The sequence below is a fragment of the Roseburia intestinalis L1-82 genome (assembly GCF_900537995.1).
Taxonomy (GTDB): Bacteria; Bacillota; Clostridia; order Lachnospirales; family Lachnospiraceae; genus Roseburia; species Roseburia intestinalis.
The window spans coordinates 4,412,679-4,430,215 of record NZ_LR027880.1 but is presented as its reverse complement, the minus strand read 5'-3'; the positions used below and the strand labels follow the sequence as shown (position 1 = coordinate 4,430,215).

Annotated in this window: 11 protein-coding genes and 2 pseudogenes; 12 read left to right on the top strand and 1 reads right to left on the bottom strand. The window is 43.7% G+C overall.

Translation table 11 applies throughout. The features are described from left to right. Positions 1-28: 28 nt before the first annotated feature. The 8 genes and pseudogenes from RIL182_RS20715 (at position 29) to RIL182_RS20675 (ending at position 10,741) form a co-directional block, all read left to right on the top strand. The gene (locus tag RIL182_RS20715) at positions 29-1,438 is read left to right on the top strand and encodes an MATE family efflux transporter (RefSeq protein WP_006856519.1); all 1,410 of its coding nucleotides are present in this window, start codon (positions 29-31) and stop codon (positions 1,436-1,438) included. Positions 1,439-1,549: 111 nt separating this feature from the next. After that, positions 1,550-3,511 carry a right-handed parallel beta-helix repeat-containing protein gene (locus RIL182_RS20710; protein WP_015561084.1) on the top strand — a complete coding sequence of 654 codons (1,962 nt, stop codon included), beginning with the start codon at positions 1,550-1,552 and terminating at the stop codon, positions 3,509-3,511. Between the two features lie 37 nt (positions 3,512-3,548). After that, entirely contained in the window at positions 3,549-7,409 is a 3,861-nt protein-coding gene (locus tag RIL182_RS22105; RefSeq protein WP_006856522.1) for an alpha-L-arabinofuranosidase C-terminal domain-containing protein, read from the top strand. Between the two features lie 202 nt (positions 7,410-7,611). Next, a pseudogene (locus tag RIL182_RS22100) lies at positions 7,612-8,547 on the top strand (glycoside hydrolase family 3 N-terminal domain-containing protein); the annotation flags it as partial. A gap of 118 nt (positions 8,548-8,665) precedes the next feature. Continuing rightward, positions 8,666-8,923, top strand: a pseudogene (gene tnpA / locus RIL182_RS20695) (IS200/IS605 family transposase); the annotation flags it as partial. Positions 8,924-8,929: 6 nt separating this feature from the next. Next, positions 8,930-9,646 carry an AAA family ATPase gene (locus tag RIL182_RS20690; protein WP_006856526.1) on the top strand — a complete coding sequence of 239 codons (717 nt, stop codon included), beginning with the start codon at positions 8,930-8,932 and terminating at the stop codon, positions 9,644-9,646. A gap of 64 nt (positions 9,647-9,710) precedes the next feature. Next, positions 9,711-10,292, top strand: coding sequence for a methyltransferase family protein (locus RIL182_RS20685; RefSeq protein ID WP_006856527.1), 582 nt, complete (start codon positions 9,711-9,713; stop codon positions 10,290-10,292). Between the two features lie 248 nt (positions 10,293-10,540). Continuing rightward, positions 10,541-10,741, top strand: a complete 201-nt coding sequence (locus tag RIL182_RS20675) for a hypothetical protein (RefSeq protein ID WP_006856528.1) — start codon at positions 10,541-10,543, stop codon at positions 10,739-10,741. A 45-nt stretch (positions 10,742-10,786) separates the two neighbouring features. Here RIL182_RS20675 and RIL182_RS20670 read toward each other — a convergent pair whose 3' ends face one another. Continuing rightward, the gene (locus RIL182_RS20670) at positions 10,787-11,629 is read right to left on the bottom strand and encodes a helix-turn-helix transcriptional regulator (protein ID WP_006856529.1); all 843 of its coding nucleotides are present in this window, start codon (positions 11,627-11,629) and stop codon (positions 10,787-10,789) included. A 192-nt stretch (positions 11,630-11,821) separates the two neighbouring features. On the opposite strand from RIL182_RS20670, the gene RIL182_RS20665 reads away from it, so the two are divergent. The 4 genes from RIL182_RS20665 to RIL182_RS20655 all read left to right on the top strand — a co-directional run bounded on the left by RIL182_RS20665 (position 11,822) and on the right by RIL182_RS20655 (position 17,493). After that, positions 11,822-13,378, top strand: coding sequence for a GH39 family glycosyl hydrolase (locus RIL182_RS20665; protein ID WP_006856530.1), 1,557 nt, complete (start codon positions 11,822-11,824; stop codon positions 13,376-13,378). 68 nt (positions 13,379-13,446) lie between these two features. Next, the gene (locus RIL182_RS20660) at positions 13,447-14,844 is read left to right on the top strand and encodes a family 43 glycosylhydrolase (protein WP_006856531.1); all 1,398 of its coding nucleotides are present in this window, start codon (positions 13,447-13,449) and stop codon (positions 14,842-14,844) included. 3 nt (positions 14,845-14,847) lie between these two features. Next, complete coding sequence (locus RIL182_RS21435) at positions 14,848-14,991, top strand: hypothetical protein (RefSeq protein ID WP_006856532.1); 144 nt, start codon at positions 14,848-14,850, stop codon at positions 14,989-14,991. A gap of 15 nt (positions 14,992-15,006) precedes the next feature. Beyond that, complete coding sequence (locus RIL182_RS20655; protein ID WP_006856533.1) at positions 15,007-17,493, top strand: alpha-L-arabinofuranosidase C-terminal domain-containing protein; 2,487 nt, start codon at positions 15,007-15,009, stop codon at positions 17,491-17,493. The last annotated feature ends 44 nt before the right edge of the window (positions 17,494-17,537 follow it).

The window sequence follows — 17,537 nt, the reverse complement described above, 5'->3', positions numbered from 1 at the left end:
GGTTTACTACTGGAAATGGAGATAGAAGATGACAGAGAGAAGAAGAGCAGAGATCGACTGGAAATTTTATAAAAAAGTCTTTTGGCTGGCATTGCCAATCGCCTTACAGAGCCTGATCACAATCGGAGTCAACATGCTTGACACGATTATGGTTGGAAATCTCGGGGAAATGTCACTTTCGGCAGTGTCACTGGCAAATCAGTTTATAGGTGTCTATCAGATTTTCTGTATGGGGCTTGGAATGGGAGCATCTGTTCTTGTATCCCGTTACTGGGGAATGCAGGAAGCAGAACCGGTAAAAAGTATACAGGCCCTTCGTAAGACAATTTGTATCGTAGTAAGAATTACAGTCAGCCTTGCACTTTTATTTGCGGTGGTGACTTTGCTGATCCCGCAGGTTGTCATGCGGATGTATACGCAGGATGCAGAGATTATACGGCTGGGAGAAATCTATTTTAGGTTTTCTGTGATTACCTATTTCTTTTTAGGTCTTTCATTGGTATGTACGATCATACTAAGGTGTGTCGGGCAGGTGAAGCTGCCGCTTCTTGTTTCAATCGGAGCGTTTTTTGTGAACCTTCTGGCAAACTATGCATTTATTTTCGGAAAACTTGGAATGCCACGTATGGGAATCGCAGGAGCTGCGCTGGGAACATTGATTGCGAGACTGTTTGAGGCAGGGATGATCTGTGGATATCTGTTACTGAAAGATGAGAAAATCGGATTCAGGGTAAAACATCTTGGCATGAAGACGGCTGATCTGCTTGGAGAATATATCCGGATCAGCATACCGGTACTGATTAGTGACGGAATTCTCGCTATCGGAAATAATACAGTGGCAATGGTGATAGGAAGACTTGGAGTTACCTTTGTGGCAGCCAATGCCATTACAAGCGTAACACAACAGCTGAGTACTGTTATGATACAGGGAGTATGTCAGGCAGGAGCAATCGTGACAGGGCAGACGCTGGGAGAGGGAAAGCAAGAGCAGGCACAGAGTCAGGCTTACAGATTCTTAGGATTGGGACTGGGACTTGGAATGCTGTCAGCGTTCTTTATTATGGCAGTCAGTCCGGCGATTATTGGTTCCTATAAGGTATCGGAGGAGACAGCGGAGGTTGCTGCGCAGCTGATGCAGGCGATCAGCCTGATTCTTATTTTCCAGGCAACAAACAGCATTATGACCAAAGGAGTGCTGCGTGGAGGAGGAGATACAAAGATGTTGATGCTTGCGGATAATCTTTTCCTGTGGGTTGTTTCCATACCGCTTGGAATGCTTGCGGGGTTTGTATTTCACTTCCCGGCGTTCTGGATATATGTGTGCCTGAAAGCCGATCAGATTCTAAAAGCAGTCTGGTGTGTATTCCGGTTGCGAAGTGGAAAATGGATGAAAAAAATAACAGTTGGAAAAGTTTCCGGGCAGGAAGACAGAGCGTGAAGAAGGGAAGCGGGGACAGTGTGTCTGTCCCCGTTTTTGCACTTGAAAGAGAATATAATATGGGTTTGCAAAAGATAACAGAAAAATACTTGTATAATGAGGAGGAATATGATGGGGGAAACAGCAAAACTGCCAGATGGCAGCATGTTTGAATTTTGGGAAGACGAGACAGTGTATGACATCGTATTGCATGTAAACAGCACACATCCGGATGCGGATGATAGGAATGCAGGAACGTTAAAGGCACCACTTAAAACAATACAGGCAGCAGCGGAAAGGGCAGTGCCTGGAACGCGTGTCCTGATCCATGGAGGAGAATACAGAGAGTGGGTACATCCGGTGTGTGGAGGTATCAATGCATCACATATGATAAGCTATGAAGCATACGGGGATGGAGAAGTTGTGATCAAGGCTTCTGAAAAAGTGGAGAACTTCAGACCAAGTAATGGCTGGAGACTGTATAACAATTTTGGGAAAAAGAAAGAGGAAGCGAAGATAAAGGTCTGGGAATACTGTCTGGAGCCTAACTTATTTCTGGGATACAATCCGTTCTGCGCGGTGAACATTTTACATGACAGACTGTTTATTGAGTATGATAAGACAGATATGACAACTTATCTGAACCGGAGAGGGATGGTGTTCTGCGATGGAAAACCGCTTACACAGGTTTCACTTTGCAATGGACTTGGGGAAAAAGACGGAACGTACTGGGTGGAAGCTAACGGACAGCGTGTGCACTTCAGGCTTTGGAATGATGAAGATCCGGCGGATCATAGAATCGAAGTAACCTGTAGAGAACAGTGTTTTGCACCGGACGAACCATTTCTGTCTTATATAAAAGTAAAAGGACTGACCTGTGCACATGCGGCAACAGGGGCTCCGGTACCGCAGCGGGGAGCAATTTCCTGTTACAGAGGACATCACTGGATCATTGAGGACTGTACAGTAGACTGGTCAAACGGAGTAGGGATTGATGTGGGAAATGAATGCTGGCATCATGAGATGATACCGGGGCAGAAAATCGGATATAGCGTGATCAGAAACTGTACGATTTCCAACGCAGGGGTATGTGGAATTGCAGGGCTTCATGCAGTGCATATGTTGATCGAGGATAACCGGATCGAAGAAACCGGATGGCAGAAGATGGAACTTTCCTGGGAAGCAGGAGCAATTAAGCTTCACAATAGTGTAAACAGCCTGATCCGCAGAAATCTGTTCCGCAATACATTCCGGGCAGATCATCTGTGGATGGATTGTGGAAATGAAAATAACAGAATTACACATAACCTGTTTTTAGATGGAAGGGAGCAGAGAGAGGCTATTTTCATAGAATGTACGAAAGATGGTGTGAATCTGATCGACCACAATATCATCTGGAATGTGGAAGGTCGGTTTGACCGGAATCAGATAAAGGAGCAGAAAGGGTCGGCCGGCTGGTACGCAATGACGGAATCTGGTGAGGTGAATGGATATGGAATCTATGGGGAAGGAACAGACAGACTGCGGATCGAACATAATTTGATCGGGAATTGCAGAAGTGCTGGATATTTTGCAAAGCCGGTATCTTTCCGGATGCATGGTCTGGAAAGAGGCGGTACATCGAGAGATGCCTGGATTCTGAATAATTTGTTTTACCGTTGCGGGGAAGCTGCTGTGAAGTTCCCGACAAAGGACAACCATTGTGATGGTAATACCTACGTTGGAATGGAGGGAGGTTATCTGCGAATTCTGTATCCGGAACCGGAGGTATGTCTGCATCTTCCATCCTGGCAGGAATTTTATCAGTTCGACAGAGAAGGACAGGAAGGATGGTTTGAGATAGAGGTGGATACCGATCATCTGAAGCTGGAATTCAAGAAGGCAGATGATCGTCCATTTGGCTTCCCGGGAGAACTGGCAAAACGGGATATTGTATACAATCCGGAGGAGGTAAGAACAGTGGATATCCATACGCTGTCGCAGAGTGATTTTTATGGAAATGCTTTAGAAGCAGGGAAGGTAATTCCAGGACCATTTGCAGAGATGCGAAAGGGAAAGGTTTATGAGATAGATTGTCGCAGGAAAGAGAGATAACCTGGGGTATCAGGGAAGAAAAAAGGAGAAATAAAGTATGGACAGACTAAATATCAGGACCAAAAACAGGAAGTTTGAAACAGCAAAAGATTTGTATGGGATTTTCTTTGAAGACATCAACCGGGCCGGAGATGGTGGAATCTATCCGGAAATGATAAGAAACAGATGCTTTGAAGATTCACTTCTTCCGGAGGGATATACGCAGCGGGCAGATGGAGTTCATGTTGTGACAGATTCCGGATGGGAAGATGAATTCAATGGCGGAGAAGGACTTTCTAGCTGGGTAGAGGAGGACCAAATTGAAAAAACGTCTGTACCGGGGTGGTATGCACAGGATGCGCGCATGCGGTTAGAACAGGCGGACACTTTGAACAAAAACCGGAAAGCGGCACTGAATGTACGGTTTGAAAAGGGTGGAAGCATCTGGAATATAGGATTTTGCGGTATCCCACAGAAAAAAGGGGAAGCATATAAATTCTGTCTGTTTGCAAAAACAGCCCAGGAAACAAAATTGGAGGTTTCTGTCATAGAAAATAATGTGTGCTTTGCATCCACAACATTGCTGCTGAAAGGGAATGGTTACGTAAAGTACGATGCAGTACTTGCCGCAACAGGAGACAGTCAGAATGCGAAGCTTATATTTCGGTGTCCGGATGGTGGAGAGATCCTGTTTGGTTTTACATCTCTGATGCCGGGAACAACCTATAATGGACATGGATTACGCGTGGATCTCGTTGAAAAACTGCGCGATCTGCATCCGAGTTTCATGAGGTTCCCAGGGGGATGTATTGTAGAGGGTTCGACGCCGTCCACTGTCATGCTATTTCGTAATACAGTAGGACCGGTATGGGAGAGACCGGGGCAGCAGTTAGTATGGCATTACCGCAGCAGTAACGGACTTGGATTTCACGAGTATCTGCAGCTTTGCGAGGATCTTGGAATGGAACCATTATATGTATGTAATTGCGGTATGACCTGTCAGGGTAGGAAGCCTGTTCTCCTCACAGGAAAAGAACAGGACGAGATACTGGAAGATACAATGAATGCTTTGGAATATGCGCTTGGATCGCCGGAGAGCAGATGGGGAAGCTTAAGAACACAGATGGGACACAGAGAGCCGTTTGGGTTGACTTATCTTGAGATTGGAAATGAGAATTTCGGACCGGATTACGAGGAGCGCTATCGCAGATTTTATGATGTGGTGAAGGAAAAATATCCGCATTTGAAGGTGATTGCGAATGCGCATATCGAGGAGCATGCCTGCACGACGGAGTATGTGGATGAGCATTTTTATAATTCAACCGAGTTTTTTGCAGAAAATCAGAATTATTATGAAAACTATGACAGAAAAGGTCCAAAGATATTTGTCGGTGAGCAGGCGGTAAATGAAGGTGCACATCTTGGAAAATTATATGGAGCACTTGGAGAGGCAGCATTCCTGATCGGGCTGGAAAAAAATCAGGATGTTGTAGCACTTGCATCGTATGCTCCGTTATTTGAACATGTTCATTATCATTCCTGGTCACCGAACCTGATCCGGTTCCAAAATGCAGAGAGCTTTGGAATACCGACTTATTATGTATGGAAAATGTTTGGAAAAAACAGAGGATCATATGTAGTGGAGTCAGAGGTGGAATCCGGTAAAATATACCGTCCGATGGAGGGCATGGCATCTTTGAAATCCAGATCTGTCCTGAACTATAAAAATGCAATGTGGAATGGCAGAAAAACAGCAGTGACGCATGAAATGATGGGACATGTGATGGAAGAGGAAGAGGATGGCAGCTGCTGTATCGGACATCCTGATGAAGAACAGATTGCAGCAATGTGCCGGAAAATGCCATGGGGAGACAAAGAGAAGAGCTTTGTTGTATTCGGGGAGGAATCAGATACCTGTGGAAAATTTGATGTTGATATTTATGTAGAACCAGGCAGCAGCTTTGAAATTGGCATTTTCAGTGCAAGGGTAATTTTATCTTATTATGACCAGTTGTTAGAAGGTGCGGAAAAAATATGGACACCGTTTGGAGTAAGACCTCTGCTCTGGAAAATAGAGGAGGATCATGCATCGTTCTGGGAAACAGCAATTCCTGAGGAGAAGAGACTGACGGAAGATTTTCCGCTTTGTATAGAGCCTGGAAGATATCATCATTTTGGATATGAGACAGATGGAAAGACGGTACGGCTCTTTATAGACCGGAAGATAGTACGTGAAGTGGAAATTCCATCTTTTCCAGCAGTATCTTCTGTAACAACAGTGACAGAGGATGAAATTTTTATCAAACTTGTTAACATGGAAGGAAAAACAGATCCTATAGAAATCTCTTTAGACTGCGGTGTAGAGCGTGAGTATGAGGCAGTTCTTCTGACAGGGGAAAAGACAGCAGAGAATACATTTGAAGAACCGGAAAAAGTGAGTGACAAGACGGTGAAGATGGAGGGAGCATCTAAAAAATTCATTTATGAAGCACCTGCTTACTCTGTGAGTGTGTTAAGATTGAAGAAAAAGCAGGCATTTAACCCATATCTTCCATCGTGGGAGTATATTCCGGATGGAGAGCCGTATGTGTTCGGAGACAGGGTGTATGTATACGGATCCCATGATTTTTATAACGGACATGTATTTTGCCTGGGAGATTATGTCTGCTGGTCAGCACCGGTTGACAATCTCGCCGACTGGAGATATGAAGGAGTGATTTATCCTAAAACAGAAGATCCATTGAACAGGGATGGAAAGATGTGCCTGTATGCCCCGGATGTGACAGTGGGACCGGATGGAAGATATTATCTGTATTATGTGCTGGACCATGTCTCTGTCGTATCAGTTGCAGTTTCTGACACACCGGCAGGAAAATATGAATTTTATGGATATGTCCATGATAAAAAGGGAGACAGACTCGGGGAAAGACCGGGGGATGAACCACAGTTTGATCCGGGAGTACTGACAGAAGGAGCGCGAACCTATCTGTATACGGGATTTTGCGGAAGAGGAGACAAAACGAGACATGGTGCGATGGCGACAGTGCTCGGTCCGGATATGATTACCATCGAGGAAGAACCGGTATTTGTGGCACCGGGAGGAGAGTATGCGGATGGAACCGGATATGAGGGACATGCATTTTTTGAAGCACCATCTATCCGGAAGATAGGAAACACATACTATCTGATTTATTCGTCTTCGGTGATGCATGAGTTATGCTATGCAACCAGTGAGAAACCAACGGGAAAATTCACATATAGGGGTGTGCTGGTAAGCAACTGCGATATGCATATAGATACTTATAAACCTGCAGATATGCCATCTGCCTATGGCGGAAACAACCATGGAAGTATCGTGGAGATTTCCAGTGAATGGTATATTTTTTATCACAGACAGACGAACGGAACCTGGTATAGCAGACAGGGGTGTGCAGAAAAGCTTCATTTGGCAGAAGATGGAAGCTTCCGCCAGGTGGAACTGACATCCTGTGGATTAAATGGCGGATCACTAGTGGGAAGGGGGGAATACCCGGCTTATATTGCATGCAATCTGTTTACAGCGGAGGAGAGCATTTTTGATGCAAACCAGAGATTTCCAAGAGTGATGCAGGATGGAAGAGACGGTGATAAGGAACCGGGGTACATTTCCCATATTACAGATACCACAACGCTAGGCTTTAAATACTTTGAATGTGAAAATGTACAGAAAGTCATCCTGAAAGTGAGAGGATATGGAAGTGGGACGTTCGAGGTTAAGACAGCCTGGGATGGTGAGGTGCTTGGGACGGTTCAGATTGTAAACAGCAATGTGTGGGAGAAATATGAGATTCAGGCACAGATCCCGGATGGTAAGCAGGCAATCTATTTTACATATAGAGGATACGGAAATCTTGACTTACTGTCATTCACACTTGAGTAGGAAAAATTACGGATAAAAGTGGGAGCACAGTCATTCATTTGGGACTGGAAGAATTTGAAATTTTGTTATTTTAGCCGGTTGTGGAAAAAAATGACAGCGGATATAATTAGGAAAGAGATATGGGAGAGGGAGACGATAAAATGAGTGAAGAGATAAAAAACGTGCAAAAGAACTGGTAAGCCAGATAACAGTGGAGGAGAAGATGAGCCAGATGCTCTATCAGTCACCGGCAATCGAAAGGCTTGGCATTCCGGCATATAACTGGTGGAATGGGGCTTTGCATGGAGTTGCAAGAGCCGGAGTAGCAACCATGTTCCCACAGGCGATCGGGCTGGCAGCCACTTTTGACAGAGAACTGATACAGGAGATCGGAGATGTCGTTTCCACAGAAGGAAGGGCGAAGTTCAATGAATTTTCGAGAAGAGGGGACCACGGCATCTATAAAGGGCTCACCTTCTGGGCACCGAATGTTAATATTTTCAGGGATCCACGATGGGGAAGAGGACATGAGACATACGGGGAGGATCCGTATCTGACAGGAGAATTAGGCTGTGCATACATCAAAGGTTTGCAGGGTCCGGATCCGGAGCATCCAAAGGCAGCAGCCTGCGCGAAGCATTTTGCAGTACATAGTGGACCGGAAGCACTCAGGCATCAGTTCAATGCGCAGGTGTCAAAGCATGATCTGTATGATACTTATTTATATGCATTCAAGCGGTGCGTCAAAGATGCAAAAGTGGAAGCGGTCATGGGTGCCTATAACAGAGTGAACGGGGAACCGGCATGTGGCAGCAAGGGACTGCAGAACGGTCTCGAGAAGATCAGTAAAATCCTGATGAGTGCGCTGCTAATCATGATTGTGGTGCTCGCCGTCCACAGCTTTACCCTGTCCGGTGCAGGAGAGGGAATCCGTTTCTACCTGATTCCGAATCTTAAGACTGTAAAGGAGGTTGGATTTGGAAATGTCGTATCAGCCGCCATGAACCAGGCATTCTTTACCTTAAGCCTTGGAGTGGCTGCCATGGAGATCTTCGGCAGCTACATGGGAAAATATCATACGTTAGCTGGCGAGGGACTTCGGATCTGCGCACTGGATACATTCGTTGCCATTATGGCAGGACTGATTATTTTCCCGGCAGGTTCGATTCCCCCCGGGAACAGTCAAATTTTGCAACAAAGTTGTTATACAAAAAATCACCTTTCCGCTAAAATAGAGTTGTTCAGGCTGCTATTTAACGAAAGGAAAGGTGATTTTAATGGCATATCAAACAAATTCTATGGCACATACTAAATGGATGTGCAAGTATCACATTGTATTCACACCAAAGTACAGAAGAAAAGTGATATACAACCAGTACAAAGAAGATATCAGAGATATCATCAAAATATTGTGTAAATATAAAGGTGTGGAAATAATAGAAGGACACTTAATGCCAGATCATATCCATATGTTAGTAAGTATCCCACCGAAATATAGTATATCACAGTTTATGGGATATTTAAAAGGAAAAAGTGATTAGGTGAATGATCAATTTATACAAGGAGTAATATTTGATTGGGATAAAATTGATAAGGATAGTTATCTGAAGGGAATCAGGGCTTTTAAGGGAGTTGAAAAACTTGATTTTAACAAACCAATTACTTTTTTTGTAGGGGAAAATGGCAGCGGTAAATCAACTTTATTGGAAGCACTTGCCGTAGCACATGGTTTTAATCCTGAGGGTGGAACGAAGAATTATGTTTTTTCTACGCATGATACACATTCAGAGTTGTGTGATGCGATAAGAATTGCCAAAGGCTATCGGAAGGAAAAGTGGGGATATTTTCTTAGGGCAGAAAGCTTTTATAATGTTGCAACGCAGGAAGAAGAATATGCAGATATTACACATCCTTCCGCTAAATATCATGAAAAATCACATGGAGAGAGTTTTCTCGCATTAGCACAGAATAATATGAATCCAAATGGCTTGTATCTTTTTGACGAGCCAGAAGCTGCATTATCGCCGCAGAGACAGCTTACATTGTTGATGCAAATATACAGATGTGCAAAAGAGGGAGCACAGTTTATTATAGTTACGCATTCGCCAATTTTGTTAGGAATACCAGATGCAGATATCTATTGTTTTGATAATGGACGCATACATCTGTGCGAATATGAGGATACAGAGAGTTACCAGGTAACAGAAATGTTTATAAATAATAGGCAGATGCTGTTGGATAGATTACTAACAGATTAGATAATAAAGAAATCGATTAATTCAAGTTTGGAGAATTGAGAAAATCGCAATTTGGAGGTACACGATGATAATAAAAATTGTTACAATTTCACTGATGGCAGTGTTCTACATCTGCTATTTTGCAAAGCTGATTAGTCAGAAAAAGCAAGGCATAAAGACAGATCAATTAGGAAAAGGAAAAGAGGGATTTGTCAAATTTATAGAAGTGGCTCTTAAAATAATCACATATTTGCTTCCTGTAATACAGATTATCAGTATTGTGTTTTATTCGGGAACAGTACATATTGTGTTGCAATTTACAGGAGTTGTAATAACAATGTTCGGTGTACTTGCTTTTATTGTTTCTGTTACACAAATGAAGGAGAATTGGAGAGCAGGTGTGCAAAAAGAAGAAAAGACCAGTTTGGTAACAACGGGCATCTATTCTATTAGCAGAAATCCTGCATTTTTGGGTTTTGATTTAATGTATATAGGAATATTGTTTTCGTTCTTTAATTGGTTCCTTTGCTTTGCTACAGGTTTTGCAGTGGTATTTTTTCATTTGCAGATAGTCAATGTAGAGGAAGATTTTTTGATAGAAGCATTCGGAAATGAGTACCTGCAATACAAATTAAAAGTATGCCGATATTTAGGAAGAAAAAGATAACTTGAAGTTCTTGGGGCTAAAGCCAATATAAATAATACTAGACAGATTTGTCCAATAGCGTAAATACGGCATTTTCTCGCTTTGTGTCGTGTTATGTTTAGTAGAATAATATTACTCTGTCAATGAAAGGGGGAAACAGTATGGATCAGAAAAAGATTGGACGTTTCTTAAAAGAACTTAGGAAAGATTAAGGCAAGACGAGAAATGAAACGAAAGTACAACTGTAAATAAAAAGTCTGATAGAACAGATGGAAGAGAGGACCCATGAACAGAATGTAACAATGACGCAAAGCAACTGGAACCCCAATATGCAGACGCAGAATTCGTACCGGAATCAGGGAAGTCAGAGCCGGGAAGCTCCGGTACAAAATGTAAGCTGGAATCGGGGCACACAGGAGATGCCCGGAGATGAAATCGGTATCGGAAAGCTGAAATTTATTTACAGGTAGAAGCGAACGCTTAAGGAAATGCTGAATAAAGCAGCTACCGAAACACTATTTCCGGATATTTCGATTAATCTTCTCAAACTCCCTTCCTCCCAGGGTATTGTGGGTGAGAAGTCTTTTGTTGCTTCCCGCTGATGCATTTTTCCGGTATTGTCCAGGGGTACAGCCGTTATGCTGACGGAACTGTCTGCAGAAATGCTCTACATTATTATAACCACATTGCTCGGAAATGTCGCGGATGGAGTATTCGCTGTACTCTAATAAATCCTGTGCACGGCGCAGACGTCCTTCGATGACATTGTCCATGCAGGAGGAGCCAAATTGGCGGTGATAGAGAGTCTGAAGATGACTGGGACTTAAGTGAAGCTTCGCAGCCATCATGTTTATATTCCATGGAAGCTGAGGATTATTGTAGATCATCTTATGCAATGCAACCAGCTCATGATCGTGAATACCCGGGGACTCATTCTGGATTCCTTCTCTTAATTTGGAGAACAGAACCCGCAGCAGGTGAGTAATGTTTGCTTCGCTTTCAGAGGAGAAAAAGGCGGACTCCCAGGTTAGTAATTTAAAAAGCTGATGACAGTATTCCGGATCTGTTACGGGAAATGGGGTGTTTGTTAACGGAAACAGCTTCACGAAGGAGTGATCGGAACGAAAACGAATCCAGTCATTCCGGTATTCTTCACCGGCAGCACGGTAATAAATCCTGCTTCCTGGTGTATACAGAATAGCAGAATTGGCGGCTGTCCGCATTAGTCTTCCGTCTATGAGCAGCTCCGAGGGAGAGCCGAAAAGAAGCAGAAGATAGCCTGTAAAGCCATTCGGAACATCATATATAAAATCTGAGGGGTGAACGGCACTGTAGCCGACAAATTCAATTTCAGTCATCTGGAATCTCCGTTCTGATACATCAGAGGATATATCAATTTTCTTATAGTATAAATCATTGGAAACTTTAGATCAATGCGATAGTATCAGATTAATATGGCAATCGTCATCAGAGAGCTGCGGATCGTGCAGCGGTCAGACATCTGATGCGTTACTGCATAGGAACATGATTTGGAAGAAGGAGATACATGCATGGTAAATTTGGGTGGAGCAACAGAGAATGACAGAAAAAAGATCGTGATTACAAAGGATTCAAAGGCCTTTTTTCACAATAATGTAGATTATTGTGTGGGAACCGGAAGAATGGGGCTTGCATTGACAGAAGAATATCAGGAGGAGCTGCGCTTGGTTCAAAAGGAAATCGGATTTAAGCATATCCGGGGACATGGATTATTCTGTGATGATATGGCGATCTTTCAGACCTATGAGGAGGATGGTAAGGTAAGGGTCGAGTACAACTATACTTATCTGGATAGAGTAATGGATGCCTATAAGAAGGTGGGGCTGAGACCTTTTCTTGAACTGGGTTTTATGCCTAAAAAGTTGGCAAGTGGAAGCCAGACTATCTTTTACTGGCAGGGAAATACCACTCCTCCAAAAGATTATGATATGTGGTGTAATATGGTGCATTCATTGCTGCGGCATCTGATGGGACGCTATGGAGAAGAGGAAGTTATTCAATGGCCCATTGAAGTATGGAACGAGCCCAATCTTTGCGGCTTCTGGGAAAATGCGGATATGCAGGAATATTTTAAGCTGTTCCATAGAACCTTTGATGCCATAAAGGAAGTGAATCCGGGATTCCGTGTAGGAGGCCCTGCTGTTTGTGGAGGAACGGATGAGAAATGGATTCAGGCATTTATGGAATATTGCCATGAGAATCACATACCTGTGGATTTCGTAACCAGACATCATTACACCATTGATCCGCCGGAATGTATTGGACATTATGCATATTCTGAACTGATGAAGGCAGAGGACGGCTTTGCCAATTTAAAAACAACCAGAGATATTATTGACAGTTTCCCGGAATATAAGGGTCTGCAGATTCATATCACGGAGTTCAACAGCTCCTATACTCCTCAGGGCGTCATTCATGATACAAACCTGAATGCGGCCTTTATAGCACAGCAGCTTTCCAGATTGGGAGATGTGAATGAATCCTATTCCTACTGGACATTTGGTGATGTGTTTGAAGAGCTGGGAGTTCCTTTTACACCATTCCACGGCGGCTTTGGACTGGTTGCCAATGGCTGTATTACCAAGCCGACCTTCTGGACATTTGCTTTTTACAAAAAGCTTGAGGAAAGTGAAGCCAATTGTGTATATAAGGATGACAATATTGTTGTTTTGAAACGTGCAAACGGTGATTATCTAGGTGTAGCCTGGAATATTGCCCGTAAAAGTGCAGAACAGGGTAAAGAAAAAATGCTGTTGGAGTTTACATTTCCGGCTGAACAGGAGGAGTACTGCTTCCTGACTAAGACGGTAGATGAGGAAACATGTAATCCCTTGAAGGTATGGCATGATATGGGAGAACCTGCCAATCTGAGTGAGGAACAGACGAAGCTGATTCGGGAATCATCCAGACCTTTTGTAAAAACAGAGCGTAAAAAGCAGGAGGATGGAAATATCTGCGTAGAGCTTCCTGTAAACGAAAACGGTGTGGTTTATTTCGAACTGAATGCCGGAAAGGTGAATCCGGATCGAGGATATGACTATGATCGTGTGGTCAGCTTGAAGGCTTAAACTAGCACCCAGTAATTTGCTTTATGAAACAATGTACATAGATTAGGCTTGTAAAGGAGGATATCAAAGTGAAAAAACAGGCGTTTAACCCATATTTACCGTCCTGGGAGTATATTCCGGACGGAGAACCTTATGTTTTTGGCGATCGCGTATATGTTTACGGATCCCATGATTACTTTAACGGATATGTTTTCTGCATGGGAGACTATGTGTGCTGGTCAGCTCCGGTCGATGACCTGGGCAACTGGAGATATGAGGGTGTGATTTATCCGAAGACAGCCGATCCGCTGAACCCGGAAGGCAAAATGTGTCTGTATGCCCCGGATGTTACGGTGGGACCGGACGGAAGGTACTATCTTTATTACGTGTTGGACAAGGTTTCGGTAGTTTCAGTTGCTGTATGTGACACTCCGGCAGGAAAGTATGAATTTTATGGCTATGTTCATTATGAAGATGGCACACGTCTGGGCGAAAAGGAAGGTGATGAACCCCAGTTTGACCCGGGGGTTCTGACGGAAGGAGATGTGACATATCTTTATACCGGAGCTTGCGGAAAAGGTGATAAATCCCGTACCGGAGCTATGGCTACGGTGTTGGGAGCAGATATGCTGACGATCAGGGAAGCTCCGGTGTTTGTGGCCCCCGGCTGTGAATATGGTGCCGGTACCGGATTTGAGGGACATGAGTTTTTTGAGGCATCTTCCATCCGTAAAGTAGGTGACACCTATTATTTTGTCTATTCATCCATATTAATGCACGAATTATGTTATGCCACCAGCAAGAATCCTACTAGGGACTTTGTCTATGGCGGAGTTATTGTCAGCAATTGTGATCTGCACATCGATACCTACAAGCCGGCAGATATGCCAACAGCTTACGGTGCCAATAATCACGGAAGTATTGTGCAGATCGGAGAGGACTGGTACATTTTTTATCACAGGCATACCAATAATACCTGGTACAGCAGACAGGGATGTGCTGAAAAGCTGCAGATTATGCCGGACGGCAGTATTCCACAGGTAAAAATTACCTCCTGCGGTTTAAATGGAGGTCCGCTTGAGGGTAAAGGCGAATACCCCGCTTATCTTGCATGTAATCTGTTTACCGATACCCCATCAGTTTATGTGGGCGAAGGGAATTTTCCACGAGTAATGCAGGACGGAAGGGATGGAGACGAAGAAGTTGGATATATTGCCAATATTACAGATTCAACTACCATCGGCTTCAAATATTTTGACTGCCATGATATTCGTGAAATCAGTATTTGGACCCGGGGCTATGCAGATGGCACTTTTGAAGTAAAGACAGCATGGGATGGAGAGGTACTGGCGACATTAGAGGTTCAATATACCAATGTCTGGGAAAAGTATACCGCACCGGTTACGATTCCGGATGGAATACAGGCGCTTTACCTGACCTATCGCGGTAACGGAAATGCTGCATTAAGATCATTTGAGTTATCATAATCTATGTTATTGCATATACAGGCAGTTCAAAAAGAAATCGGAAAGAGAAAACGATACATTGATATAACCGGAAACTGGTTAAATCACCCCAATGATTATCTTGCCAGAATTCTGGCACAGGTAGTGATCAAAACTCTTGGAATGTAAAAAAAGGAGACTACAATGAGCAAGTTAAAGATTAAAACAAAGGAAAGACGATTTGAGACAGCCAGGGATTTATACGGAATCTTTTTTGAAGACATTAACCGTGCCGGAGACGGAGGACTTTATCCGGAAATGCTTCGAAACAGAAGCTTCGAAGATTCCGTTTTACCGGAGGGTTATATACAGCAGGAGGATGGCATCCATGTAAAAACCGTATCCGGATGGCTGGATGAGTTTTGCAACGGAGAAGGCTTATGCCGCTGGGTAAAGGGCAACAATATTCCGGAGACAGAAATACCGGCATGGTATACACACAATGCAAAGATGGAACTGGAACTGACGGATACCCTGAATGAACATCGGGACGCAGCTCTGCGTATGCAGTTTGAAAAGGACGGATCTCTGACTAATACCGGTTACTGCGGTATATCCGTAAAGGCTGGAGAAAGTTACTCTTTGTATTTATTTGCAAAAGCAAAGGAAGAAATAGGACTGGACGTAGCGATCGAATACCAGGGAAAAGTACTGACTGGAAACAGTCTGGTGGTTTCCGGTCAGGAGTATACAAGATATGACATGAAGCTGACAGCAGCTGAGGATTGTCACGAGGCACAGCTTACTATTTCCTGCAAAGAAGGCGGAGAGGTTCTGCTGGGATTTATTTCACTAATGCCTGACAATACCTACATGGGGCATGGACTCAGAACAGATCTTGTAGAAAAGCTTAAGGGAATGAGTCCAAAGTTTATGCGTTTTCCCGGAGGCTGTATTGTGGAAGGAACGACACCGTCCACAGCGATGAGATTTCGGGATACGGTAGGTCCGGCATGGGAAAGACCAAGTAAGCTGTTTGTATGGCATTACAGAAGTACATTAGGACTTGGCTTTCATGAATATCTGCAGCTTTGCGAGGATCTGGGGATGGAGCCCCTGTATGTATGTAACTGCGGAATGACCTGTCAGGGAAGAAAGAGTGTCCTTCTGGAAGGAGAGGCTCTTGATGAAATGGTACAGGATACACTGGATGCCATTGAATATGCTATCGGCTCTAAGGAAAGCAAATGGGGAAGGCTTCGTGCTTCTATGGGGCATCCGGAACCCTTTAAAATGACCTATCTGGAAATTGGTAATGAAAACTGGGGTCCGGATTATGAAAAGCGATACAACATGATTTATAAGAAAGTAAAGGAACTGTATCCCCAGATTAAAACCATAGCCAATGAGCATGTAGAGAAAAATGGTTGTCCTGCCGAGTGCGTGGATGAACATTTTTACAATACAACAGAGTTCTTTGCAGAACGTGTAAATTATTATGATGACTACGATCGTAAGGGACCAAAAATCTTTGTAGGAGAGGTGGCTGTAAACGAAGGCAACTATATGGGACAGTTGTATGCGGCTTTGGGAGAAGCGGCTTTCCTTATGGGTATTGAGAAAAATCAGGATATCGTAACATTGGCCTCTTATGCTCCATTATTTGAAAATGTAAATTACAGAGCGTGGTATCCTAATCTGATTCGTTTCAATAATCATCAGAGCCTTGGAATTCCTACTTATTATGTCTGGAAAATGTTCGGTCAAAATCGTGGAGAATATGTGGTGCGATCCGAAGATGAGGGAGGACGTGTTTATCGTCCGAGAACCGGAATGGCATCTTTAAAATCCAATAAGGAACTTCGCTTCAGAAATCCCATTTGGAATGGAGAAGAAGCAAAGATTACTCATGAATTAATGGGACATGTGCAGGATACAGAGGATGGCCGCCTGCTTCAGCTTCCGGATGAGGAGCAGAAAAAGGAATTTCACAGTATTCTGGAATGGGCTGATGAGACCAAGAGCTTTGTGGTATTTGGAGAAGAAGACCAGACTTATGGAAGATTTGAGACCGATATTTTTGTTGAGGAAAATGCTTACTTCGAGTTGGGTATATTCAGTGCCAGGGTGGTTCGTTCCTATTATGAGGAGCAGCTCGTGATTACGGCCGGAGTGGAAAAAGAATGGGATGCAGCTATGGTGCGTCCGTTCCTTTGGAAGGTTAATGGAGGACAATGTTCACTGGAAGAGTTTGGCTATATGCATGACAACAAGCTGACGGAGGACTTTGCTATTTCAGTAAAACCGGGAGAATATCACCGCTTTGGATATGAAACGGACGGAAAACAGATTCGCCTGTATGTTGATGGTGAGCTTCAGAAGGAAATTTCGATTCCCTACGGACCTGCTTTTGTTTCGGTAGTAACTGACACCAAGGACGAAATCATTATTAAGGCGGTTAATTTTGCAGGAGATGTGGATCCGGTTTCCATTACACTGGACTGTCAGGTACAGGGCGACTATACCGTAACACTTCTTAGCGGTGAAAAGGGGGATGAAAACAGCTTTGAAGAGCCGGAGAAGGTGAAGAATATTACCGTGAATATGCATGGCGCTTCCTCAGAGTTCGTATACGAGGCACCGCCATATTCTGTCAGTGCTTTGCGATTGAAGAAGTGCGAAGCGTTTTAGAGGTTGACCCTGTTAACAAAAAGACATAAGAACGGCCTGAGAAT